The sequence below is a fragment of the Paraburkholderia sp. SIMBA_054 genome (genome assembly GCF_046534875.1).
Classification (GTDB): domain Bacteria; phylum Pseudomonadota; class Gammaproteobacteria; order Burkholderiales; family Burkholderiaceae; genus Paraburkholderia; species Paraburkholderia hospita.
In genome coordinates this window covers 174,495-193,967 of the sequence record NZ_JAWRXV010000011.1, presented here as the reverse complement: position 1 = coordinate 193,967, position 19,473 = coordinate 174,495, and the positions used below count along the sequence as shown (strand labels likewise).

Below are 19,473 nucleotides of genomic sequence, written 5' to 3'. Positions count from 1 at the left end.
GTAGTCGACCCTTTTCAGTCATAGGCGCCCACCCCGCCTGAGCGGCAGCCTTGTCGCTACAACGGGCATCTGCGTGGCAATCTTGGCGAGCGAGTGATCGAGCTGATCAGAGGTCAGCGCTTTAGCCATCGCGGCGCAGTAACCGCGAGACAGGTCCAGACGGTCGGTGCACCTTGTTCTGATCATGGTTCTGTCCGTGCCGGTTACGGCTCAGTTGGCGAGCGATGGACGCTCCGATTTGCTAAAGGCACGCGACTCCTCGTCGTTTATTTCGTTGCTCTCACTTTTTTTGTCGCACTAACGCGATCTAAAAACGGAACCTCGAAGGGGCGGGAGTTCAGCCTCGCTGCGCCCAATCCGGACAGCGCGCAGACACCAATCACCAATGCCTGATGGTGGTTCCGGCAGATCGAGAGTCACTTGGTCAGAGGCGACGGATAGAGACCGGCAAGCCGCGCGATCAGGACACCAACGTAAAACACGCCTGCAAACTCTTCGATCATCACAAAAGAGCGGGCTTGGTTGGTCAATGGGATAACGTCACCGTAACCGGTGGTCGTGAGCGTCGTGAGGCTAAAATAGATCAGTCTGAAGAAAGTGCCAGCGTGTGTGAAATCGAGTCGGTCAGGACCGAATGAGCCAGCGGTGGATCTCTCGATCAGGGCGTAGATGAAGGCCCAAAGGAAGGCCAGCATGATGTAGCCTGCAAGCGCACCGTGCAGCTTGTCGGCCGTAATTGGCCCGCGCTTGAGAATGTAGCGGAGCACTCCACCAATCGCGACTGCAAGAGAGGCGGCATAAGATATCCCGGCAAGGCCCAGAATCGCGATACTCTCAGTCCACAACGCAGTCCATTGAAGGCCAACCCCAAGCAACGCCAAGCCCAGTTTGAGGATGAACCCCCGCCGAGTCTGCCTGGTGGCGAAAGCGCCCACGAGCAGCACGATTGAAAACAGAACGCCGAGCAGTGTGCGAGCGAATATGCCTTCCTCAAGGTAGGGAAACAGGAGGATCAAGCCAAGTAAAAGCAGTAATAGATAGGTGCAGGGCCCTTGCCCTATCATCATCTGAGCCAAATCCTCGTCGGATTCGGCCCTATCTTGCGGATTTTTCATACCAATTTTCCCAGAGACCGAACTAACGCTCGCGACCTGACGTTGCACGGTTGAAATTTGACGTGGCTTGAGAGTGGTTAAACTGGAAATTCCAGTCGCGGATGCGTGTGAGAGGATTCTGCCATAGCGAGCGTCTGCCAATGGCTGGATGTTTCCCGCCAGTTTCAATTCGAGATCGTGCAAACAATCGTTGCGATTGTTGGCACCTAAACGACCGGACTCGAAGAGACATGACGAGCCCATCAGTATCGACGTCTTACTTCTCGCCCATCTGCGCCAAAGGGGAATCTGCTAGAAGCAGCCCGCTTACGTCATTGCCACCGAAAACTCAATGAGCTGCGTGCAAAACGCTGGCGAAGATAGTTGTATACGGCGAAGAACAAGTTTGGCGGGCAATTAACTTCTTCTATGACCGCTTTCGAGAAGACTGAGGGGTGGCTAAGGGTCGCAAGTACTCATCCGACTGCAGCGAGAATTGACATTCGAAGTCGCGCCGGTGCGAATGGCAAAAGAGCAACCCTAAGCGGCCTTACCAACGGCGACCCGTGAACGTCAGCAAAGGCCGAACTTGAGACGCTGAATCCAGGATTCGCTATGAACGGGGAATCGCAAAAGAGGCGGTAGCCGTTCGGATTTTTCAATTGTCCTTCGAGATAGCCGTGAGCGTACCGTGGCCCGTTCGAATACACCTGAACGAGAGCACGTGCACGCATCGTTCATGTCGGTCGCTATATCGTGACTTGATGAACTAGAGCCGCTCGCCGTTTTGAATTACCAGGTGATGAAGCGCATTCTCCCTGGTCTCCCATGCCACCACGACGGTCAGTCCTGGATGGAACTGGCCCAGTTGCCCAAGAACGCCGGGGTCAACATGCCGCGACGCAACGAGCCCGCCTGATGATCCTGCACTTCACGGGGCACTCTCGCGCTGCCTGCTTTTGGCGACCTGGGACGACAGGCCTTCGCCAACGGCATTCTCTGGAGCGTCGGCATGCGACAGGCGTGTTACGCGACGGCGTCCATCAAGCGATACCACGCCACACCAGCCGTGATGTAAAAGCGCTGCAGGCCATGGAACGGGATCGATCTGACGGGTGTCACTGCAAACGGGAATGATGCAGGCGATTCCCCACACATGCGTTCGGCCAGGTGCTTGCCGACCGTTGTGGCCATCGCGATGCCGCGTCCGTTATAGCCCAGCGCGATGCTCAGCCCAGGTGCGGGTTCATGAATGTGCGGCAGGAAATCCGAGGTGATTGCGACACGCCCCGCCCATCGATACTCATAGCTTATCCCCTTCAGTTGCGGGTACATCAGTTCCACGGCACGTTCCAGATGCGCCCAGTCGCCGTTCGCCCGCGGCTCGGAGAACGGTCCTCGGCCACCCATCAAGAGACGGCCCGCCGCATCGCGCCGGAAGTACAGTAGCAGGCGGCGTGAATCCGACGCGACCTCTCCGCCAGGCAGAATGTCGTCGCCGATCTCCGGCGCCAATGGCCGGGTCGCGACAATGAAGCTGTTCGCCGCGATCACCGATTGCCGCAAGCCAGGCCAAAGCGCACCCGTATAGCCGTTGGTGGCGATCACCACACGCTGCGCTTCGACGCTCGCCCCGCCCTGCGTCTCAAGGCGCCAGCCGCGCGCGTTACGCGAGAGCCGCGTCACCGACGTGCGTCCATGAATGACCACGCCCAGCCCTTGTGCCGCACGCGCAAGGCCGCGCACATAACTGAGCGGCTGGATGCTGCCCGCGCGATGATCGACCCATCCGCCGATATAGCTCTTCGTGCCGAGCCGTTGCGACACCTGTGCGGCATCGAGCAGACTGACCTCGACGCCGCGCGCTGCCCATTGCCGCGCGCGGCGCGTCACGGTTTCGAGCATCGCCGCCGATGGCGCGGGTTGAATCCACCCGCGGCGCACGGCTTCGCATTCGATGCCGTATTTGCCGATCAGATCGAAGACGTTATCGGCTGCCGCGCCGACTGTTTCGACGAGCCGGTTGCCCGCCGTTTCACCGAAGCGATGCACGAGTTCGTCGGGATCGTACTTGAGGCCCGGAATCACCTGCCCGCCGTTGCGGCCCGACGCACCCCAGCCGGGTTCGGCCGCGTCGAGCACGCACACTTTAACGCCGCGTTCGGCCAGATGCAGGGCTGTCGACAGACCGGTAAAACCCGCACCGATAATCGCTACGTCGAATGACGCCGATTCACGAAGCGGCGGTGTGTCAGGCGCAGGCTGCGCCGTCGCGGCCCACAGCGAATCGGGCAGCGCGGCCCCCTCTTTCACTTCGATCATGTTCAGCTCTGGTTGGCAGTAGCGTGAGGGTCGCTGGACGAAAGCAGACGCCGCAGAAATTCCTGTGTGCGCGGATGCCGGGGGGCGGTCAGTACATCGCGTGCGGGACCCGTCTCGCAGATCGTGCCGCCGTGCAGGAAACACACGCGATCGGCTACCTCGCGTGCAAATGCCATCTCGTGCGTAACGACGACCATGGTCATGCCGTCGCGCGCAAGCGAGCGCATCACGTTGAGCACTTCGCCGACGAGTTCGGGATCGAGCGCGGACGTCGGTTCGTCGAAGAGCAATGCTTCCGGCTCCATCGCGAGCGCACGCGCGATGGCAACACGTTGCTGCTGGCCGCCCGACAGTTCCGCGGGAAAGGCATTCATCCGGTGCGACAGGCCGACCTTGTCGAGCAGTTGCCGCGCCTGCTCGCGAGCCTGCGCGATGGGCGTGCGGCGCACGTACACCGGGCCTTCCATGACGTTTTCGAGCGCGGTCCGATGCGCAAACAGATTGAAGCGCTGAAACACCATGCCTACGCGCATGCGCAGTTCATGAATATTCTTCGCGTGCGCATCGACACGCACACCGTCGAACGTAATCGAGCCCGCGTCGTAGGTCTCGAAGCCGTTGATACAGCGCAGCACCGTCGATTTGCCTGAGCCCGACGGTCCGATCAGGCACACTACTTCACCCGCCTTCACGCTCAAACTCACGCCCTTTAGCACTTCCTGATTGTGAAAGCGCTTGTATATTCCATTGATCTCGATCATCGGCTTCTCCTCACGGCGAGCCGCTTGCCGATCTGGTTGACGCCGAACATCAGCGGCAGGCTCAGCACCAGATAGAGCAGCGCGACGAGCGTGTAGACCGTCATGTTCTGGAACGTCGACGATGCAATCAGTTGCCCGGCGCGCGTGATTTCGGCGACGGTGATAGTCGATGCCACCGACGAATCTTTCAGCAACATCACCAGCGTATTGCCATAGGGCGGCAACGCGATCCTGAACGCCTGCGGCAGCACCACGCGCCGCATGATCAGTGGCCCACGCATGCCGATCGCGTGCGCGGCTTCGATCTGCCCATGATCGATCGCCTCGATGCCCGCGCGGAAGTTCTCCGCCTGATACGCCGAATACGCGATGCCCAGACCAATCACGCCCGCCTGAAACGCGGACAGTTGTACCCCCATGTCGGGCAGCACGAAGTAGATATAAAACAGCTGCACAATGATCGGCAGCCCGCGGATCAGATTGATCACGGTGCTGCCGAACGTCGATGCCGCGCGGTTGCGCGACACTTTCAGCAAGGCAAGCACCAGACCGAGGATTGAACTGAGCACGAATGCGCAGGCCGTGATCTCGATGGTGATGACTGCGCCCTTCAGCAGGATCGGCAGAAAATCGATTGCGTTCTGCAAAAACATCGCGCCTCCCGACACGCCTGGCAGATCGTCCGCGCGCATTCACACGCGGACAGGTTCGAATGCAGCGATACGGCGTGCCGTTCAGCTCATGTGCCATTTCTGCAGGATCTGCTGCAGCGTGCCGTCGGCCTTCATCTTCCTGATCGCGCTATTCAGCTGTTCCAGTGTCGCCGTGTCGCCCTTGCGCACGATGAAGCACACCTGTCCTTTCACAGCCGACTGATACTCGGGCACGAGCCGCACCTGCGTGTTGGCACCCTGCTGCAACTGATACGCGACGATAGGCTGATCCGCGAAGCCTGCCTTGATGCGACCGAGCGCGACGTCGCGCATAATGTCCGCGACGGAATCGTAGGTGCGGACTTCCTTGAAGATGCCCTTCTTGTTCAGCGCATCGACGAACGCGGTGCCGACCTGCGCGCCGACCACTTCGCCCTTGAAGTCGTCCATCGACGTGTAATGGCCTTTGTCATCGGCCTTCACGACGAGACCTTCGCCGTACGAATAGACGGTGTCGGAGAAATCGACGATCTGCTGGCGCGCCGGCGTCTTGAGCATCGCCGCGGAAATGATGTCGATCTTCTGCGTGGTCAACGACGGAATCAGCGCCGAGAACACGTTCTGCTGCACTTCGACCTTGAAGCCGGCCGCGCGGCCGGCGGCAGTGACGGCATCGACCATCATCCCCTGGATCGAATTCGACTTGATGTCGAGAAACGTGAACGGCACGCCCGTGGCCGTTGCACCGACCTTGTAGGTCGGTTCGGCGGCATGCACGGCACCCGACGCAATCGCGAAAGAGGCGGTAAGACCAACTGCAAACAGGGTGAAGCGTTTGACGAACGTAACCATGCATATCTCCTGGCAGGAGCCAGCGAGGACGCGCTGGCTGATTTCGTTTTGTGACCGCCAGACAATCATAATCGAATCAAAAAAATCGAAAAGAGATTTTTGTGTATCGATATGCGATACGCTATGATGGAATATCACGTTCAAGATTGAGACGACAATGAACCTTCCGCCTGCCGAAGACGGCGCCCAAAGCGGCCCGGACCTGCTTTTCAATCAGTCGCTGGAAAAGGGTTTGAGCGTGCTGCGCGCGTTCAGCGCGAAGCGCCGCACGATGACGCTGGCTGAAGTCGCGGACGCGACGTCGATGTCGAAGAGTTCGGCGCAGCGGATGGTCTACACGCTCGAAAAGCTCGGCTATGTCCGCAAGCATCCGTTGACGCGCCGCTATCAGCTCACGCCGCGCGTCATGCAGATCGGCTTCAACTATCTCGCTGCCGACACGCTGATCGACGTCGCGAATCCGTTCCTGTCGGAGCTCACGAACATCACGGGCGAAACCACGAATCTGACCGAGCCGGACGACGATGAGATGGTCTACGTGTCACGTTTTGTGTCGACGAAGTTCGTGCCGATACACATGCCCATCGGCAGCCGCATCCCGATGTATTGCACAGGCAGCGGGCGGGCATTTTTGTGTGCATTGCCCGTCGACGAGGCGCTCACGCGCCTGGAACAGATGAACCGCGTGGCGTTTACGGCGAACACCGTGACGGATCTCGCGACGCTCGGCGAAAGGCTGGTGGAAGCTCGTCAGCAAGGCTATGCAACAAACCGCGAGGAACTGTTCATCGGCGATATGTCGATCGCAGCGCCCGTGGTCGGCAGCCAGGGGCGCCCCGTTGCTGCCGTGCATGTGGTTGCGCCCACAAGCAGATGGACTTTCGAAGACGCTCGGCAGAAGCTCGCTCCTGCCGTTATCGACTGCGCGAGAGGTATCAGCAACTCGATACGGACGTTGGAGTAGCGATCAACGACCTACGATCGATCATCGATCACCTCGTCGTGTCATCGACTAGCCGTGGTCACGGTTTTCTGCAGCTTGTTGCGTATCTTCGCGATATCGACTCCGGCTGGCCCTGGCACGTCCGCAAACGGCATATAACGCGCCGGCGTATGCAGCAAATACGCCTGCATCTCATCGATGACGATCCTGTCGCTCGGATCGTAGCCCATGCCCTCGAGCTGGCGGGTCAGTTCCGCGCGTTCCGCGTAGCTGAGTTCGTGCCACCAGAACGAGCGGCATGCGTGCGCGTACGCATCGTTCGAGAAATATTGCCAGTGACCCAGTTCATGGCTGAGGATCGCCGCCCGCACGGGCGCATCGATCATCTCGCCGCCGGGCGCCGGACCCAGCCCCGGAATCGTGATCAGAAAATCATGCGTGCTGCGTGCCTGCCAGTTGCCATCGCGCTCGACGATCAGCCCCATTTGCACGACCACGCGTTGCAGCGTACGTTCGCCCGGCGTCAATTCCAGACGCTGTTGATGCGCCAGGTCGAAGAAGTGCGCGAGTTCGACCGCGCTGAAATTATTGCCCGCCGTCAGTCCCGCCGGGTCCGTGCCGAAGCGCCGCGCGTGAGTCGCGATCGCTGCCATCGTCACGATACGATCGTGCGGCATGTCGCGGCGCTCGAATAACGCGACCACTCGTGAAAACATCGCGCCCTGCTCGGTCAGGCTCGGCGCGTGCATCACATACAATCCCGGACGGTCGGCAATCGCAAAGAGCGCGAGCCTGGCGTCGCCCGGCAACGACGCATTGAGCTGAGCGATCGGAATGCGCCGGATGTCGACGTGCTCGCTCTGCATTTCGAGCCGCGCGCTGCCCGCCTGCGCGCATGCGTTGTCTGCGGACCACCCCGCCGACAACGAGAGCGCGCAGGCCGCCGTCAACCTGATGCCGTGTTTGCAGGAAATTGTCATCGCCGCCACTACGGCCGCTCGCGCCTAGTTCGTCACAGTAACGATCGTCACGCGACGGTTTTCCGGCGCGGTCGGATTGCGTTTGTTCAGCGGCTCTGACGATCCCTTGCCGACGGACGTCAAACGCTCGGCCGCGATACCGTCCTTCTGCGTCAAATACTCGACGACGGCGGCAGCGCGGTCTTGCGACAGCTTCATGTTTGCATCGGCCGCACCGCGCGGGTCCGCGTGCCCCTCGACACGGAAGCGATACGCCGCCAGCCGGTCCGATTGCAGCGCGTGAGCCACCTTGTCGAGCGCGGCTTGTGCGGTGTCGGTGAGCGTCGACGAGTTGGTCGTGAACGTGATCAGCATCTGCAGCGATGCCGCCTTCGCCGGGGCCGCCGGCTTCGCCGCCGCACCGGGCTTGTTCGACAGCACGAAGCCACGCGTGACGATGTTGTCGTTATCCTCCGGCGTCAGCGCTTTGGTCACCGAATTTTCATCGATGTCCTGCTCCTTGACCACCGGGTCTTCCGCATGAGCGACACTCGCGCACGCGACCACACACAGCGCGACGACCCACGCCCCGCGCGCTGGACGTCCCCTCAGAAACGAAACGATTGAGCCAGACATACCCCGACCTCCCATCAATGCGTACACTGTCTACCGCTTTGGACCTTCGAGCGGTTCTCACAACCGTAATTCGACAACCGACGGCCAGCCGTTGCGCGCCTTGTCGAGCAGCCCGACGAAGCGCTCGCCATCCGGCAAGCCCGTCCCTGCCAGCAACGACGCGGGCACCGCGCTCGACCCTTCCGTCCACCACGCGCCCGATCCCGCCGTCGCGTAGAGCGCGAGCAACGCGGAGAAGCGGTCGGGGGCGCCGCCAGCCTGTTCCGTTTCGTTCGCTTCGTGTCCCTCCTCTTCCACCGGATACAGCCGCCACGCTGGCGCAGCGGTTTGCGCTGGCGCCGCAGTCAAAGGCCCCCACGCATCGAGCTGCGCATCGAAACGCTCCAGCACGAAGTCCGCGTCGAGCGTCGATAGCGCGCGCCGCATGGCCTCGTCGTACCAGGCCTGCGCCCCGCCCAGCCAGTTCGCGGTATCGTCGCGCGCGAGCGGCGCGGCGAGCGTGAACGGAAAGTAGCGCCCTACCCGGTCGACACCCGGCATCAGCACACCCGCCCATGCCGACTCGCCGCACACGTCCGCGCCGAGCGCAAAACACCAGATCGGCGCATTCAGATAAACGGGCAACCACTGCGCGTCGAACCATCGCTGCGCGAACAACATGCCCTGCTGCAAACACGCATCCCACGGCGTGATGAACGCCGCCGGCAAGCGCCGCGTGACAAAGTCCCCATGCGTGCGCACCTTGCCGAAAAAACCAGGCCCCTCTGCGACGAACCCACTCATAACCGGTCAGGACAACGGAACTGTTCGAACACCCCACGACGGAACGGATTCGTCACGCTGCTCGCGTCAAGCTGAAGCACGAGCGGGTGTCCGTCCGTTTCGAAGGTCATCTTGAAGCGGTCCGCTTGCGCGGTCGGCTGCAAGCGCGCGTTGTCCATCAGATGCAACAGCGCCCACGGCCCATCCGCCCGCGCGGAATCCCCCGATGGGTCGAAATCGACATGCGCCTGTCCGGTGCCTTTGCCGCTCGGCCACTGGAACACCATCGATTGATCCACATGGGCGGCAACCAGTTGCTGCCCGTCGATATCGATGGTGGCGTGGTCGATGGCAGGATCGATATCGAGCACCTTGAGCGTGAAGCGAACCGACACGTCGCGCCCGCCCGCGCGGAAAAATGCGTCCCTGATCTGCGCAGCCCACTGGAACTGCGCGAGCACGTCCACCGGGATGCCGAGCGAATCGGCGCCCGTGCGCCAGCGCCATTGCGGCCCCGACATGTCGACCAGGGTGGCCAGGTTCTTCTGGAAAAAGTCGTCGATCAAACCGCCAGGCCCGAGTATCCGCCCGAAGTCGTCGGGCGCTGCATCCCGGTTGGAGCCGCGTACCAGCGGATAGCGGCCATCGAGCGCCTGCCGGCAAAGCTGCGCGACATTGGCCTGCCACAACGCATTCAACCGCGCGCGTTCGCCGCCTACCATCAGCGTCGAGCCGCCGTTCGCGACGTCGTTGGCGATACCCGCGAGCGGCGCGGGCGCGCCCTGCGCGACCTGTTTCAGCTTGTTCAGCGCGTCGCCCGGCGGCGCGGGCAGTCCTTGCTTGCGCGCCGCGTCGGACGCTTCGAGATACGACGCCGCGTCCTTCAGCGCCGCGAGTTGCGTATCGAGCGGCACGGGACCCGCCGCACCTGGCTTGCCCGCGAGTTCGTGCAGCGCCTGAAAGTGCGCATCGACGGGATTGACCTGGGCGGGCGGCGGCGCCGCATCGTCCGGCTGGTTGCCAAGCGCGTTTTCGAGCCGCTTCTTCACCGCATCGAGCTTGTTGCCCAACGCGCCAACGCCCTGTTCGACCAGCGAGCCACCCGTCTTCACCGTGCCGAGCGTGGTCTCCTGGGAGGCAGCGAGCATGAACGCCTTCAACGGCGAATCGGGCGCGGCGAGCACGTTCGCCACGCGCGCACCCTTCTCCACGCCATCGAACGGCACCACTGCGACATCCGCCAGCAGCGCGTCCCATTGCTTGATGTACTCGTCGTAGTACAGCTGCGTCATCGCCGACTTCAGATCGTCGATGCCGTTTGGCGTGAGTACGGATTCCTCGCGACCGAGCACCCAGTTGTCCTTGGCGACATCGACTACGGCCTCGTCGCGCAACTGGCCAAACTTCTGATACCCCGCCCGCGTATAGGCGCCGGAGACGCCGCGCGTCAGCGGCGCACCACTCTTTCTGACAAGCACCAGCGCCGCGTTGCGACCGGCGGCGGCCGCGACGCTGAATGGCGGCAGCTTCGCCTGTTCGAGATCGCGCGCGACGCGATTGAACATGCGTTGCGCGAGCGGCATCTTGGCGAGCGTCGTGCGCGCCTGCGCGATCAGGTCCTTGTCGAGCGGCAGCGACGCGTCGAACTGCGCGGGCTGGAACAGCGCCGCTAGATGACTGTCGATGTCATTGCGCTGATCGTCGCTCGCATTGCTCAACGGCCCGCGCCGCCAGTCGATGTCAGCCCACAGCCGCACGGAATCGGCGTCGAAGTGGGCCGAATCGCCGAGCATCAGATACGCGCGCAGCACCTCGTACTGAAAGTCGGGATTGTTCGCGTCGCCGCGCCGCAGTTCGTCTTCCATCCTGTGCACGACGAGCGGCAGCAAGGTCTGCTTGAGCAGACGCCGGTAGCTCGCCTGCGCTTCAAGGCCTAGTTTGTCGCCCTGGTACAGCCCGAGCCGCGACAGCCACGGCACGCTCTTGTTGCGATCCGCGTAGCCGCCAGGCAGATCTCGCGCCGCATTGAGCAACGGCAGCAGCGCGAGCGGATCGTCGCCCGCGCGGGTGTTCTGCGCGAGCTTCTGCAGTTCGGTCACATGCTGCTCGACATTGGCGATATAAGCGCGGTTGCGCTGATAGCTGACGAAGAACAGCACCAGCGCGAGCACCACCGCAATGCCAATCAAACCGAGCGCGATGCGCTGCAGCCACGTGCGGCGACGCTCCAGTTTCGGGTTGGTGCCTGCCAGCCCGGCTTCCTGGAAAATCACGTCACGCATCAACCGCGTGATGAAGTACGCCCGTCCGCTTGCCGGGTCCGGCAACACGACCTGACGCTGCAAACCGAGCGCCGACGCGACCGCGCTCATCACGCGGTCGATCGGCCGGCCTTCCTGGGTGCCGCTCGTGAAGTAGACGCCGCGCAGCAGCGCCGCCTCATCGAAGCGCGACGTGCTGAACGTTTCCTGCAGGAAGCCCGTCAGCATGTTTTCGAGGCCGGCGAACTGCTGCGGAAAACCGTACACGAGCGCACGCCGGCGCGTGTCGGTCTCCTGCTGCATACGGTGCAACACACGGGCCTGCAGCTGCTTCTCGAGCGCGGCGAACTCGCCGGGGAATGACGCCAGCGCTTCGTCCGGGCCGCCCTGCGCGACGTAAGGGAACGTCACGCCCCACACCTGTTCACGCTCGTCGCGGCCGAGGTCATCGAAGAATTCCGCGAACCCCGCCAGCAGGTCGCACTTCGTCACGACAACGTAGACGGGAAAGCGCATCCCAAGGCGGGTGTACAACTCCTTGAGCCGTTCGCGCACCGCACCTGCCTGCACCGTGCGCTGCGTGTCGGATAGCTGCAGCAGATCCTGCACCGACAGCGCGACGATCACACCGTTCAGCGGCCGTCGCGGCCGGTATTTGCGCAACAGTTGCAGAAAGCCGCCCCATGCGGCCTGGTCAGCTTCGGCGAAGCTGTCCTGAGTGGTAAAGCGGCCGGCAGTGTCGAGCAGCACCGCATCGTCGGTGAACCACCAGTCGCAATTGCGCGTGCCGCCAACACCGCCCACTGCCTGCTTGCCAAGCCGCTCGGCGAGCGGAAACTTGAGGCCCGAATGCAGCAGTGCCGTCGTCTTGCCGGTGCCGGGCGCGCCGACGAACATGTACCACGGCAACTGGTAGACGTACTGGCTACCGAAGCGCCCCTTGACGCGCGCCTTGCGCAGGATCGTCATCGCCTCGTCGAAGCGCTGCTTCAGCGCGGCGACATCGGCTTCCGATTCCTTCCTGCCGGGTTGCGGCGCCTCCTCGGCGACCACTCGCGTGAACTTCACGTTTGCGAGCCGCACGAGCAGCCAGCGCACGCCCCAGTAGAGCACCCATAGCGCGAACAGCACGGCGATCACGATCCAGCGGCTCGCGGCCGATTCGAGCGGCGCCTTGCCCGCAAACGCCAGCAACGGCCCTTCGATCCAGACGATCAGTGCAAGCGCCAGCACGCCGAGAAACGACAGCACGATCGGCCGCATGAACCAGCCAAGCAGTTTCATGAGCAACCACCTTCAAGGTGCGGCGCACGGAGGGCGAGCGGACTCACGATGCTGCCCCCGGCGCAAGTATGGTGATATCGACGCGGCGGTTCTTCGCGCGGTTCGCAGGTGAATCGTTCGGCGCGATCGGCTCGGTGTCGCCGCGGCCTTCGGCTACGAAACGCCCCGGCGAGCCGGTGCGCGCGGCGAGCATGTCCTTGACGACATCTGCGCGTGCCTGCGACAAATGCCAGTTCGACGGGAAACGCGCCGACAGCAGCCGCTGGTTGTCCGTATGCCCGGCGACGACGACGTTGCCCGGCACGTCCTTGAGCGCATCGCCGATGCGCTGGATCAACGGCATATATGCCGATTCGAGCTCCGCGCTGCCCGACGCGAACAGCCCATCGCCTTTGATCTCGACGACGGTCCGGTCCGGCAGTTCGGAGACGCGCACGAGCCCCTGCGCGATTTCCGGCGCGAGAAACTGCGACAGCTTCGGCGCGAGCGCGGGCGGCGGCGGCGCGGCTTTCGCGGCGAGCGGCTGCGGCGCGACGCGTACGCCATGCAGCGCCGCGAACACGCGATCGGACTCGTCGTTCAGGCGCAGGCTCAGCACCAGATGCACGGCGACGAGCACCACGCAGGCGATCGCGGCGGCGACCCACAGTGGCACCAGTTGCAACAGCGGCTTGCGCTCCGCCTTCTCGGGCAGCCAGTGCACCGACAGATCGCGTTCGGCGGCGCCCCGCTGCGAACGGATCATCGTTTCGAGCCGCTCGCGGATCGTGTCTAACTGCGTGCGGCCGCCGTCGATCAGCCGGTAGCGGCCCTCGAAGCCCAGCCCGAGAATCACGTAGATCAGCTCGAGCACATCGGCATTCCCGGTGGGGTTCTGCGCGAGTCGCTGCAGGATCAGGAAAAAGCGCTCGCCACCCGACGCCTCGTTATGAAACGTCACGAGCAGGCTGCGGCTCGCCCACATCCCCGCGCCCCACGGCGTGCTCGAGATCGCCTCGTCGAGGAACGTACACAGGCAGTAGCGCGATGCGCCGAGCTTCTCGTCGTCGATGCCGTTCGCGCGCCCTTGCGTTTCGAACGTGCGCATCATCTGGATCAGTTGCGTGCGCAACTCTTCGACGTTCGGATGGGTCGGCAGCTGACGCAGCGGAACCGCCAGCTCGAGCAGCGGATTGGCCGCGCGCAGCAACGGATTGAGGCCGCCCGTCAGCGTCGAGATCGGCGCTGCGGTCGCCGCGGCGGCGACAAAAGCGGCACGCGCGCCCCCGGGTGTCGGAATCAGAATCGTCGCGCCAGGATCCTCGAGTGGACCACGTGGTTCGTCTGGAGTCACGATGAGTGTCCTCGATCAATGCGTCAGCGGCGAATGGCCCAAAACTCCATCGCCAGCCCCGGAAAGTCGCCCGCGACGTGCAACGCCATGCCGGCGGAGGTCGCGAACTGCTTCCACAATTCGTTGCCGCGATCAAGCTCGAAGTACGTGAATCCCGCATGAAACGGCAACTGGCGTGGCGCGACAGGTAGCGCACGCAGCCCGACGCCGGGCAACTGCAGATTCACGAGATCGCGAATGCGCTCGATCGGCCCAATCTTCACCTGCGGCGCGAAGCCGGTCAGGATGTGCTCGGCTGGCATCTGCGCACGAACGGCCAGCACGAAGGTCGCCGAAGTGAACAGGTTCTTGTCCGGCACGAGGGCGACACGCAGGCCGAACTTGCGCTCTTCGAGCGGAATCGGCACCGCGTGCGGGTCCATCACCATGCTGAGCGACGCGCGCAGATCGTCGATCACCGGCGCGAAGGTTTCCCGCAGCCGGTCATGCCGGTAGACCGGGTACGCTGGCGGGCGCTTGGTCGGCTGGCTGAACGTGGCGAGTTCTCCCGCCAGTTGCACCGAGATCTGGTACAGCGCTTCCGGATGCAGCCCTGTCATCGTCGACAGGTGGGCGGCGAGCGGCTCGTGGCGGTTGATCAGTTGCAGCAGCAGGAAGTCCGACACTTCCGCGACGCCCGTCACACCCGGCTGCGCAAGACGCGAAGCGAGCGCCTCGCCGCGCTGGTGCAGCAGGCCGACGAGGTCGTCGACAAACGCGGCGAGACGCCGCCCGACCCGGTAGTCGAGACACGGCGCGCTATAGTCGTTCTCTAGCACGACGCGGTTGTCGGGCAGCCGCTCGACAACGCGCGCGATGCCGAGCACCGCATACGCATTCGCGACGTCCGGTTCGAGTGCGAGCCGCACGCGCAGCCTGCCGATCTGCATCAGCGCCGGGGCGGCATTCGGATCATTACTGTCGCCGACTTCGAGTTCGGCCACGCGATGCCGCGCGAAGTTTTCCTCGCTGGCTTCGTTGCCCGTCTCGGCAATGCCCGGACGGCGCACCGGCAGCGCCAGCGCGACCAGCGTGTTACGCGTGCCTTCCGGAATCTCGAGCGGTTCGGGCAGATCGTCGTCGGCGGGCAGATTGAATGGCGTGCCGTCGGGCATCACACCGGCGCACGACAGGAGCGCGACCTTGCCGAGCTTGAGCAGTTGCTCGTCGATCTCGAGCACGGTCAGCCCCCAGCTGTACGGACGCAGACCGGCAGCCCGCGTTTCCAGCTGGGTCTGCAGATAACGGTCGTGCTGCTGCAGATGCTGCGGCTGCAGGAACATCCCCTCCGACCAGATGACTTTGCTGTTCCAGGACATTTTTTCTCGTGTCTTTCTCGTGGCCTTCTCGTGATGAGAAGGGGTCAGTGGTGGCTAGTGGGGTCCGTCTTGCTGCTTTTGCGCGCGGCGTGCAGCGCGTCGATCTGCGCTTCGTACGCATCGTTGAACGCCTTGCCGAACAGTCTCTGAAAATCGTCTTCTGCTTCACGCGAAACGTCTGCTTGCCTTTCGACGAACAGGTCCCACAGTTTCGCCTTGCGGTTCGACAACACCTTGTCGATCACCCCGCCCGCTTTCAATTGCGCTTCGATGCTGGCGGGATCGAAACGGCTGAGCACTTCGGCCAACCCCGCGCGCATGCCGACGATCACCGCCAGTTCGTGCGACTCGATGTCGTCGAACGCGCGCTCGAGCGCTTCGGCGGGAGGCAGGTAACCGGCGCCGCGGCCCGTGAGCATCTGCGCGAGCGCGCTGTCGACATCGGGGAAAAATTTCAGCGGATTGTTGTCGCGCGCAACGATCAGCGTGACGTCGAGGCGTGCCTCGCGCCGCGTCATCGAACGGGCGCGCAGCACGGCCATCGTGCCGCGCAGCGCCTCGCGCAGCATCATGCCGACCAGTCGCGCGAGTTCGGCGGGCGGCAGGTTCGGCGCGCGTGACGGGTCGAGGCCAAGCCCTTCGAGCAGCGCCGCGAACGTGTCGCCATCCGGAACCGCGGCGCGCGGCGGCGCGGGTTCAGGCTGGACGGCCGGCGCGGGGGCGCTTGCCTTGGGGGCGGGCGCGGCCATCGCAGCGGGGGCTGGCTCGGGTTCGCGTTGTGTGGGCGATGGTTGCTGCACCGCTGGCTGCGCAGGAGCAGGCGCAGGCGCAGGCGCGACGCGAGCAGACCGTGCAGCATCAGGCAACGAAGAAGCAGGCGCGATCTCGGTGAGATCTTCCGGAATGAGTGGGTTTGCGGATGGCGCAAGCAGATCATCGAACGGCGTTGCAGCGCCACCGACGGGACCATCGAGCAGGCTTTGGGGCAAGCCAGTGGGCCCGTTTTGCGACGCGGGAACCTGCGGCGCGGGCGCCTGCGCTGGCGCAAAGTTCGACGCAAACGCGGACGCATTGGACGTCGCAGACGGCGACGGAGCAAAAAGCGGCGACGTGTGCGCTGCGCCCGCTGGCACGCCGCCGGGCTGCGCCGGCTTTTCCCATTGCGCGAGCACGTCCGCGAGCGGATCGTAATCAGCGGGAATGCCGGAGGACGAAGGTGTCGCTGCACCCGGTGCGATGGGCGGCGCAGAGGCAGGCGCAGGCGCACGCGGCGCCGCGACGGGCGCGGAGAACGCCTGAAACTCCGGCGCGACATGATCGCTTTCCGAGCCCGCGTAGCGCGGCCCCGACGCAATCCCGGCGCGCTCGCCAAACGCGGGCTGTCCGAGAGGATCGAGCGAGCCAAGACCAAACGGGTCGCCTTGCCCATCGGCCGGCAACGGTCCGCCTAGCACTTTCACCGCTGCCAGCGGATCGGACAGGCCTGTCACGCTGCGCACGCCCGCCACGCGTTCCGCAATCGTCACTTCGAGCAGATACGTGCCGATCATCAGACGGTCGCCGTTCGCGAGCCGCGCCTCGCGTGTGCCGCCCAGCGCGCGCTGGTTCAGCACGCTCGGGTTGCTGCCGAGATCGCACAACAAATACTCGCCGCCGCGGAACTCGATCCGCGCATGCACGCGCGAAATCGCGCGCTGCTGGTCGGGCAACACCAGCGTGCAATCGGTCGCGCGGCCAATCGTCCCGCCCGCCGGTCCGAACTCGACCGCGATCGGCTCGGCGACCGGCTCGTCATTGAAGCGCGCGACGCGCAACGAAAGAATCGGATCGTTCACTTGTCTCCCCGGCCCCAATGGCCAAGCATCGCGTCATGATTTGAGCTTCTTCGTGCCATCGTCGGCGTCCTTCGGCGCAGTCGGCGCGGTCGGCGACGAGCCGCTGCCGGAGCCGGCCGAACCGCCGGAATTCAACAGGATCGGCGTGCCCGATACCGCGACGCTCGCTGGCCCCACCACCACGAACGCGCCGCCTGCCTTGAGCGTAATACTTACGCCCGCTTCAATCACGACATTCATGCCGGCTTTGATATGCACATTCATGCCCGCGTCGAGCGCGTAGTCCATGCCGACTTTTTCCTGCAGTTTCTGGCTGACGTTCAGCGAATCGTTGCCGTCCACTTTTGCGTTCCGGTCACCCGTTACCGCGTCGTGCCGTGCACCCGTCACCGCGATGAATTCGTTGCCGGTAACCTTCAGATGCCGGTCGTTGCCGACATTCGCCAGCGTATCGTTCTTGATCCACGTTTCGTGGTCTTTCTCCGCATGAAAGAACAGTTGCTCACTGCCCTTCGTGTCGTCGAAGCGCATTTCGTTGAACCCGCCGCCACCTTTGGTCGAGTTGCTTTTCAGTGTCGAGAGCGCGGAGTTCGCCGGCAGGTCGTATGGCGGCATCGTGTTCGCGTTGTACACACAGCCCGTGACGAGCGGCCGGTCCGGATCGCCTTCGATGAAATCGACCAGCACCTCCTGGCCGATGCGCGGAATGAAGAACGTGCCCCAGCGCTTGCCCGCCCAACTGTGCGATACGCGCACCCAGCAGCGCTTCATCCGTTCGCTGGCATCGGAGGGCGGCGCGAACTGCTCCCAGTGAAACTGCACCTTGATGCGGCCATATTTGTCGGTCAGGATCTCGTCGCCGTCGGGGCCGACCACCATCGCGGTTTGCGGGCCCGCGACAACGGGGCGCGGCGTGATGCGTTCGGCGCGGAACTGGTTCTCCTTGCGCAGCGCGGTGAAGCTGCAATCGAAGAACGGCAGCGCGCTCTGATCGCGATCATTCGAGAGGTAGCTGTCCGAGTTGATTTCGTACTCGGCGCTGACCACCAAATAATCGTGATTCTGCGCATCGCACGCATGTTCCTGCAGCTTGAAGAGCCCCCCTGGCCAGACACCGCGCGCGCTCGTGCGCCCGCTGATGCTGTCGTTGCGCGCCTGGCGGATTTCCACGCCGACTTTCGCGTAACGATCGCCGTCGCTCGACTCGATGTGGCCGCTCAGATGCTCCTGCATCGTGTACACCGGCGGATCGTAGACTTTCGGCCTCGTCGCGCGCGACAGCAGGCCCTGCTGGTTGCTCGACGACGGTTTCTCGAAGTCGTACTCGTTAACTTCGTACTTGCCCGTCTGCAACTCCGCGCCCGACGACCATTGATACACGCACTCCTTCTCCTGCACGGGTTCGTACCAACCGTCGTACGAAATCGTCGCGTAGTGATCGATCGACGTATGGACGTCCGCGGAATCGGTCATCACGAGCGTGTGCTTGCCGCCTTTGTGCTCGAAGTAGTAGTAGATGCCCTCGTGCTCCATCAGCCGGCTGACGAACGCGAAATCGGTCTCGCGATATTGCGCACAATGCTCCAGCGACGGATAGGTCGCCGAGCATTTGTTGCTCAGGTCGACGTCATAGTCCTGCAACACCTTCGCGATGATGTCGGGCACCGTCATCTCGTGAAAGAAGCGGCAGTGCGACGCGCGCGTGAGCAGCCACAGCCGGGGGCGCACCATCGCTTCGTAGCGGGCCATCCGGTTGCGGGTCTTGTCGCCGGGCGCGAGGAGGCGAAATGAGGTAACGATGCCGTTGATCTGCCGCTCGCCTTCGGACGGCAAGTCGATCGCCACCGAGATGTCCTGGCCGAGCAGGTCGCCCGGCTTCAGGTCGTTGCTCGTGCTGAGCAGGTCCAGATGAAACTCGCTCAACCGGCCCAGCTCCTCATGGCCGGTCAGGCGCAGAAACAGCAGGTCGCTGCCGGCAGGCGCGCAACTGACGGTGACGTGTCGGTCGGTGGCTTGGCTGGTCATGTCACGGAATCATTGTCTTGACGGTGGCCGGGTTGACGATCGTGACCACGCCGCCCCAGTTGCACATGCACTTCGATACGTTGTCGAGCGACGGCTGATTGCCGAGCAGCACGGTAGGCGCGCCCGTCACCCATGGCGACATCGTCGCGGGCACGCACGGCATCGGTGTCAGCACGCCGAGCGCCGCTGTCGTCGCGGCGGCCACCGTCGGGTTGGCTATCGAACTGCAGACGCCGAACGGCATGATATTGACGAGCGGCACGTGGTCCATGATGTTGGCCGCGGGCGGCCCCTCGCCCATCACGCGATTCACCGGCAGGACGACGAGCGTCGACGGCGCTGCGCCGAACGAGCACTGCAGCGTCGCGCCCATGCTGACTTGTTGCGGCATACGA

At 63.6% G+C, this 19,473-nt stretch carries 15 protein-coding genes; 1 reads left to right on the top strand and 14 read right to left on the bottom strand.

The window, feature by feature from the left end:
* Positions 1-416: 416 nt before the first annotated feature.
* The 5 genes from SB822_RS16100 to SB822_RS16080 form a co-directional block, all read right to left on the bottom strand.
* Entirely contained in the window at positions 417-1,298 is an 882-nt protein-coding gene (locus SB822_RS16100) for a potassium channel family protein (RefSeq protein ID WP_208545681.1), read from the bottom strand.
* Between the two features lie 822 nt (positions 1,299-2,120).
* A complete protein-coding gene (locus tag SB822_RS16095) occupies positions 2,121-3,416 on the bottom strand; it encodes an NAD(P)/FAD-dependent oxidoreductase (RefSeq protein WP_410855178.1) in 1,296 nt (431 codons plus the stop codon).
* Positions 3,417-3,418: 2 nt separating this feature from the next.
* Positions 3,419-4,177, bottom strand: a complete 759-nt coding sequence (locus SB822_RS16090; protein WP_410855177.1) for an amino acid ABC transporter ATP-binding protein — start codon at positions 4,175-4,177, stop codon at positions 3,419-3,421.
* Complete coding sequence (locus SB822_RS16085; RefSeq protein ID WP_007740186.1) at positions 4,174-4,830, bottom strand: amino acid ABC transporter permease; 657 nt, start codon at positions 4,828-4,830, stop codon at positions 4,174-4,176. The genes SB822_RS16090 and SB822_RS16085 overlap by 4 nt, the downstream gene beginning before the upstream one ends.
* Positions 4,831-4,911: 81 nt before the next feature.
* Positions 4,912-5,682, bottom strand: a complete 771-nt coding sequence (locus SB822_RS16080; RefSeq protein ID WP_007740184.1) for an ABC transporter substrate-binding protein — start codon at positions 5,680-5,682, stop codon at positions 4,912-4,914.
* Positions 5,683-5,839: 157 nt separating this feature from the next.
* On the opposite strand from SB822_RS16080, the gene SB822_RS16075 reads away from it, so the two are divergent.
* Complete coding sequence (locus SB822_RS16075; protein WP_007580093.1) at positions 5,840-6,646, top strand: IclR family transcriptional regulator; 807 nt, start codon at positions 5,840-5,842, stop codon at positions 6,644-6,646.
* Between the two features lie 41 nt (positions 6,647-6,687).
* Here the strand turns inward: SB822_RS16075 and SB822_RS16070 are convergent, their stop codons facing one another.
* The 9 genes from SB822_RS16070 to SB822_RS16030 are packed head-to-tail and all read right to left on the bottom strand — an operon-like array spanning position 6,688 to position 19,469.
* Positions 6,688-7,605, bottom strand: a complete 918-nt coding sequence (locus tag SB822_RS16070) for a hypothetical protein (RefSeq protein WP_410855176.1) — start codon at positions 7,603-7,605, stop codon at positions 6,688-6,690.
* 24 nt (positions 7,606-7,629) lie between these two features.
* Positions 7,630-8,220 (bottom strand): OmpA family protein, encoded by a 591-nt coding sequence (locus tag SB822_RS16065; RefSeq protein WP_007580090.1) that lies wholly within the window; start codon positions 8,218-8,220, stop codon positions 7,630-7,632.
* Between the two features lie 57 nt (positions 8,221-8,277).
* Complete coding sequence (gene tagF / locus SB822_RS16060) at positions 8,278-9,003, bottom strand: type VI secretion system-associated protein TagF (protein WP_007580088.1); 726 nt, start codon at positions 9,001-9,003, stop codon at positions 8,278-8,280.
* Entirely contained in the window at positions 9,000-12,527 is a 3,528-nt protein-coding gene (gene tssM / locus SB822_RS16055; protein WP_410855175.1) for a type VI secretion system membrane subunit TssM, read from the bottom strand. The genes tagF and tssM overlap by 4 nt, the downstream gene beginning before the upstream one ends.
* A 43-nt stretch (positions 12,528-12,570) precedes the next feature.
* Complete coding sequence (locus SB822_RS16050) at positions 12,571-13,860, bottom strand: DotU family type VI secretion system protein (protein ID WP_410855174.1); 1,290 nt, start codon at positions 13,858-13,860, stop codon at positions 12,571-12,573.
* 23 nt (positions 13,861-13,883) lie between these two features.
* The gene (gene tssK, locus SB822_RS16045) at positions 13,884-15,218 is read right to left on the bottom strand and encodes a type VI secretion system baseplate subunit TssK (protein WP_079502896.1); all 1,335 of its coding nucleotides are present in this window, start codon (positions 15,216-15,218) and stop codon (positions 13,884-13,886) included.
* A 44-nt stretch (positions 15,219-15,262) separates the two neighbouring features.
* Positions 15,263-17,053 (bottom strand): type VI secretion system-associated FHA domain protein TagH, encoded by a 1,791-nt coding sequence (gene tagH / locus SB822_RS16040; RefSeq protein ID WP_410855173.1) that lies wholly within the window; start codon positions 17,051-17,053, stop codon positions 15,263-15,265.
* Between the two features lie 33 nt (positions 17,054-17,086).
* A complete protein-coding gene (locus tag SB822_RS16035) occupies positions 17,087-19,078 on the bottom strand; it encodes a type VI secretion system Vgr family protein (protein WP_079502897.1) in 1,992 nt (663 codons plus the stop codon).
* A gap of 1 nt (position 19,079) precedes the next feature.
* Positions 19,080-19,469, bottom strand: a complete 390-nt coding sequence (locus SB822_RS16030) for a DUF4280 domain-containing protein (protein ID WP_007580077.1) — start codon at positions 19,467-19,469, stop codon at positions 19,080-19,082.
* Between the last annotated feature and the right edge of the window lie 4 nt (positions 19,470-19,473).

Bases quoted from the DNA above. Each gene is read 5' to 3' on its own strand.
- SB822_RS16095 (WP_410855178.1), bottom strand. From the start codon at position 3,416: ATGATCGAAGTGAAAGAGGGGGCCGCGCTGCCCGATTCGCTGTGGGCC.
- SB822_RS16090 (WP_410855177.1), bottom strand. From the start codon at position 4,177: ATGATCGAGATCAATGGAATATACAAGCGCTTTCACAATCAGGAAGTG.
- SB822_RS16085 (WP_007740186.1), bottom strand. From the start codon at position 4,830: ATGTTTTTGCAGAACGCAATCGATTTTCTGCCGATCCTGCTGAAGGGC.
- SB822_RS16080 (WP_007740184.1), bottom strand. From the start codon at position 5,682: ATGGTTACGTTCGTCAAACGCTTCACCCTGTTTGCAGTTGGTCTTACC.
- SB822_RS16075 (WP_007580093.1), top strand. From the start codon at position 5,840: ATGAACCTTCCGCCTGCCGAAGACGGCGCCCAAAGCGGCCCGGACCTG.
- SB822_RS16070 (WP_410855176.1), bottom strand. From the start codon at position 7,605: ATGACAATTTCCTGCAAACACGGCATCAGGTTGACGGCGGCCTGCGCG.
- SB822_RS16065 (WP_007580090.1), bottom strand. From the start codon at position 8,220: ATGTCTGGCTCAATCGTTTCGTTTCTGAGGGGACGTCCAGCGCGCGGG.
- tagF (WP_007580088.1), bottom strand. From the start codon at position 9,003: ATGAGTGGGTTCGTCGCAGAGGGGCCTGGTTTTTTCGGCAAGGTGCGC.
- tssM (WP_410855175.1), bottom strand. From the start codon at position 12,527: ATGAAACTGCTTGGCTGGTTCATGCGGCCGATCGTGCTGTCGTTTCTC.
- tssK (WP_079502896.1), bottom strand. From the start codon at position 15,218: ATGTCCTGGAACAGCAAAGTCATCTGGTCGGAGGGGATGTTCCTGCAG.
- SB822_RS16035 (WP_079502897.1), bottom strand. From the start codon at position 19,078: ATGACCAGCCAAGCCACCGACCGACACGTCACCGTCAGTTGCGCGCCT.
- SB822_RS16030 (WP_007580077.1), bottom strand. From the start codon at position 19,469: ATGCCGCAACAAGTCAGCATGGGCGCGACGCTGCAGTGCTCGTTCGGC.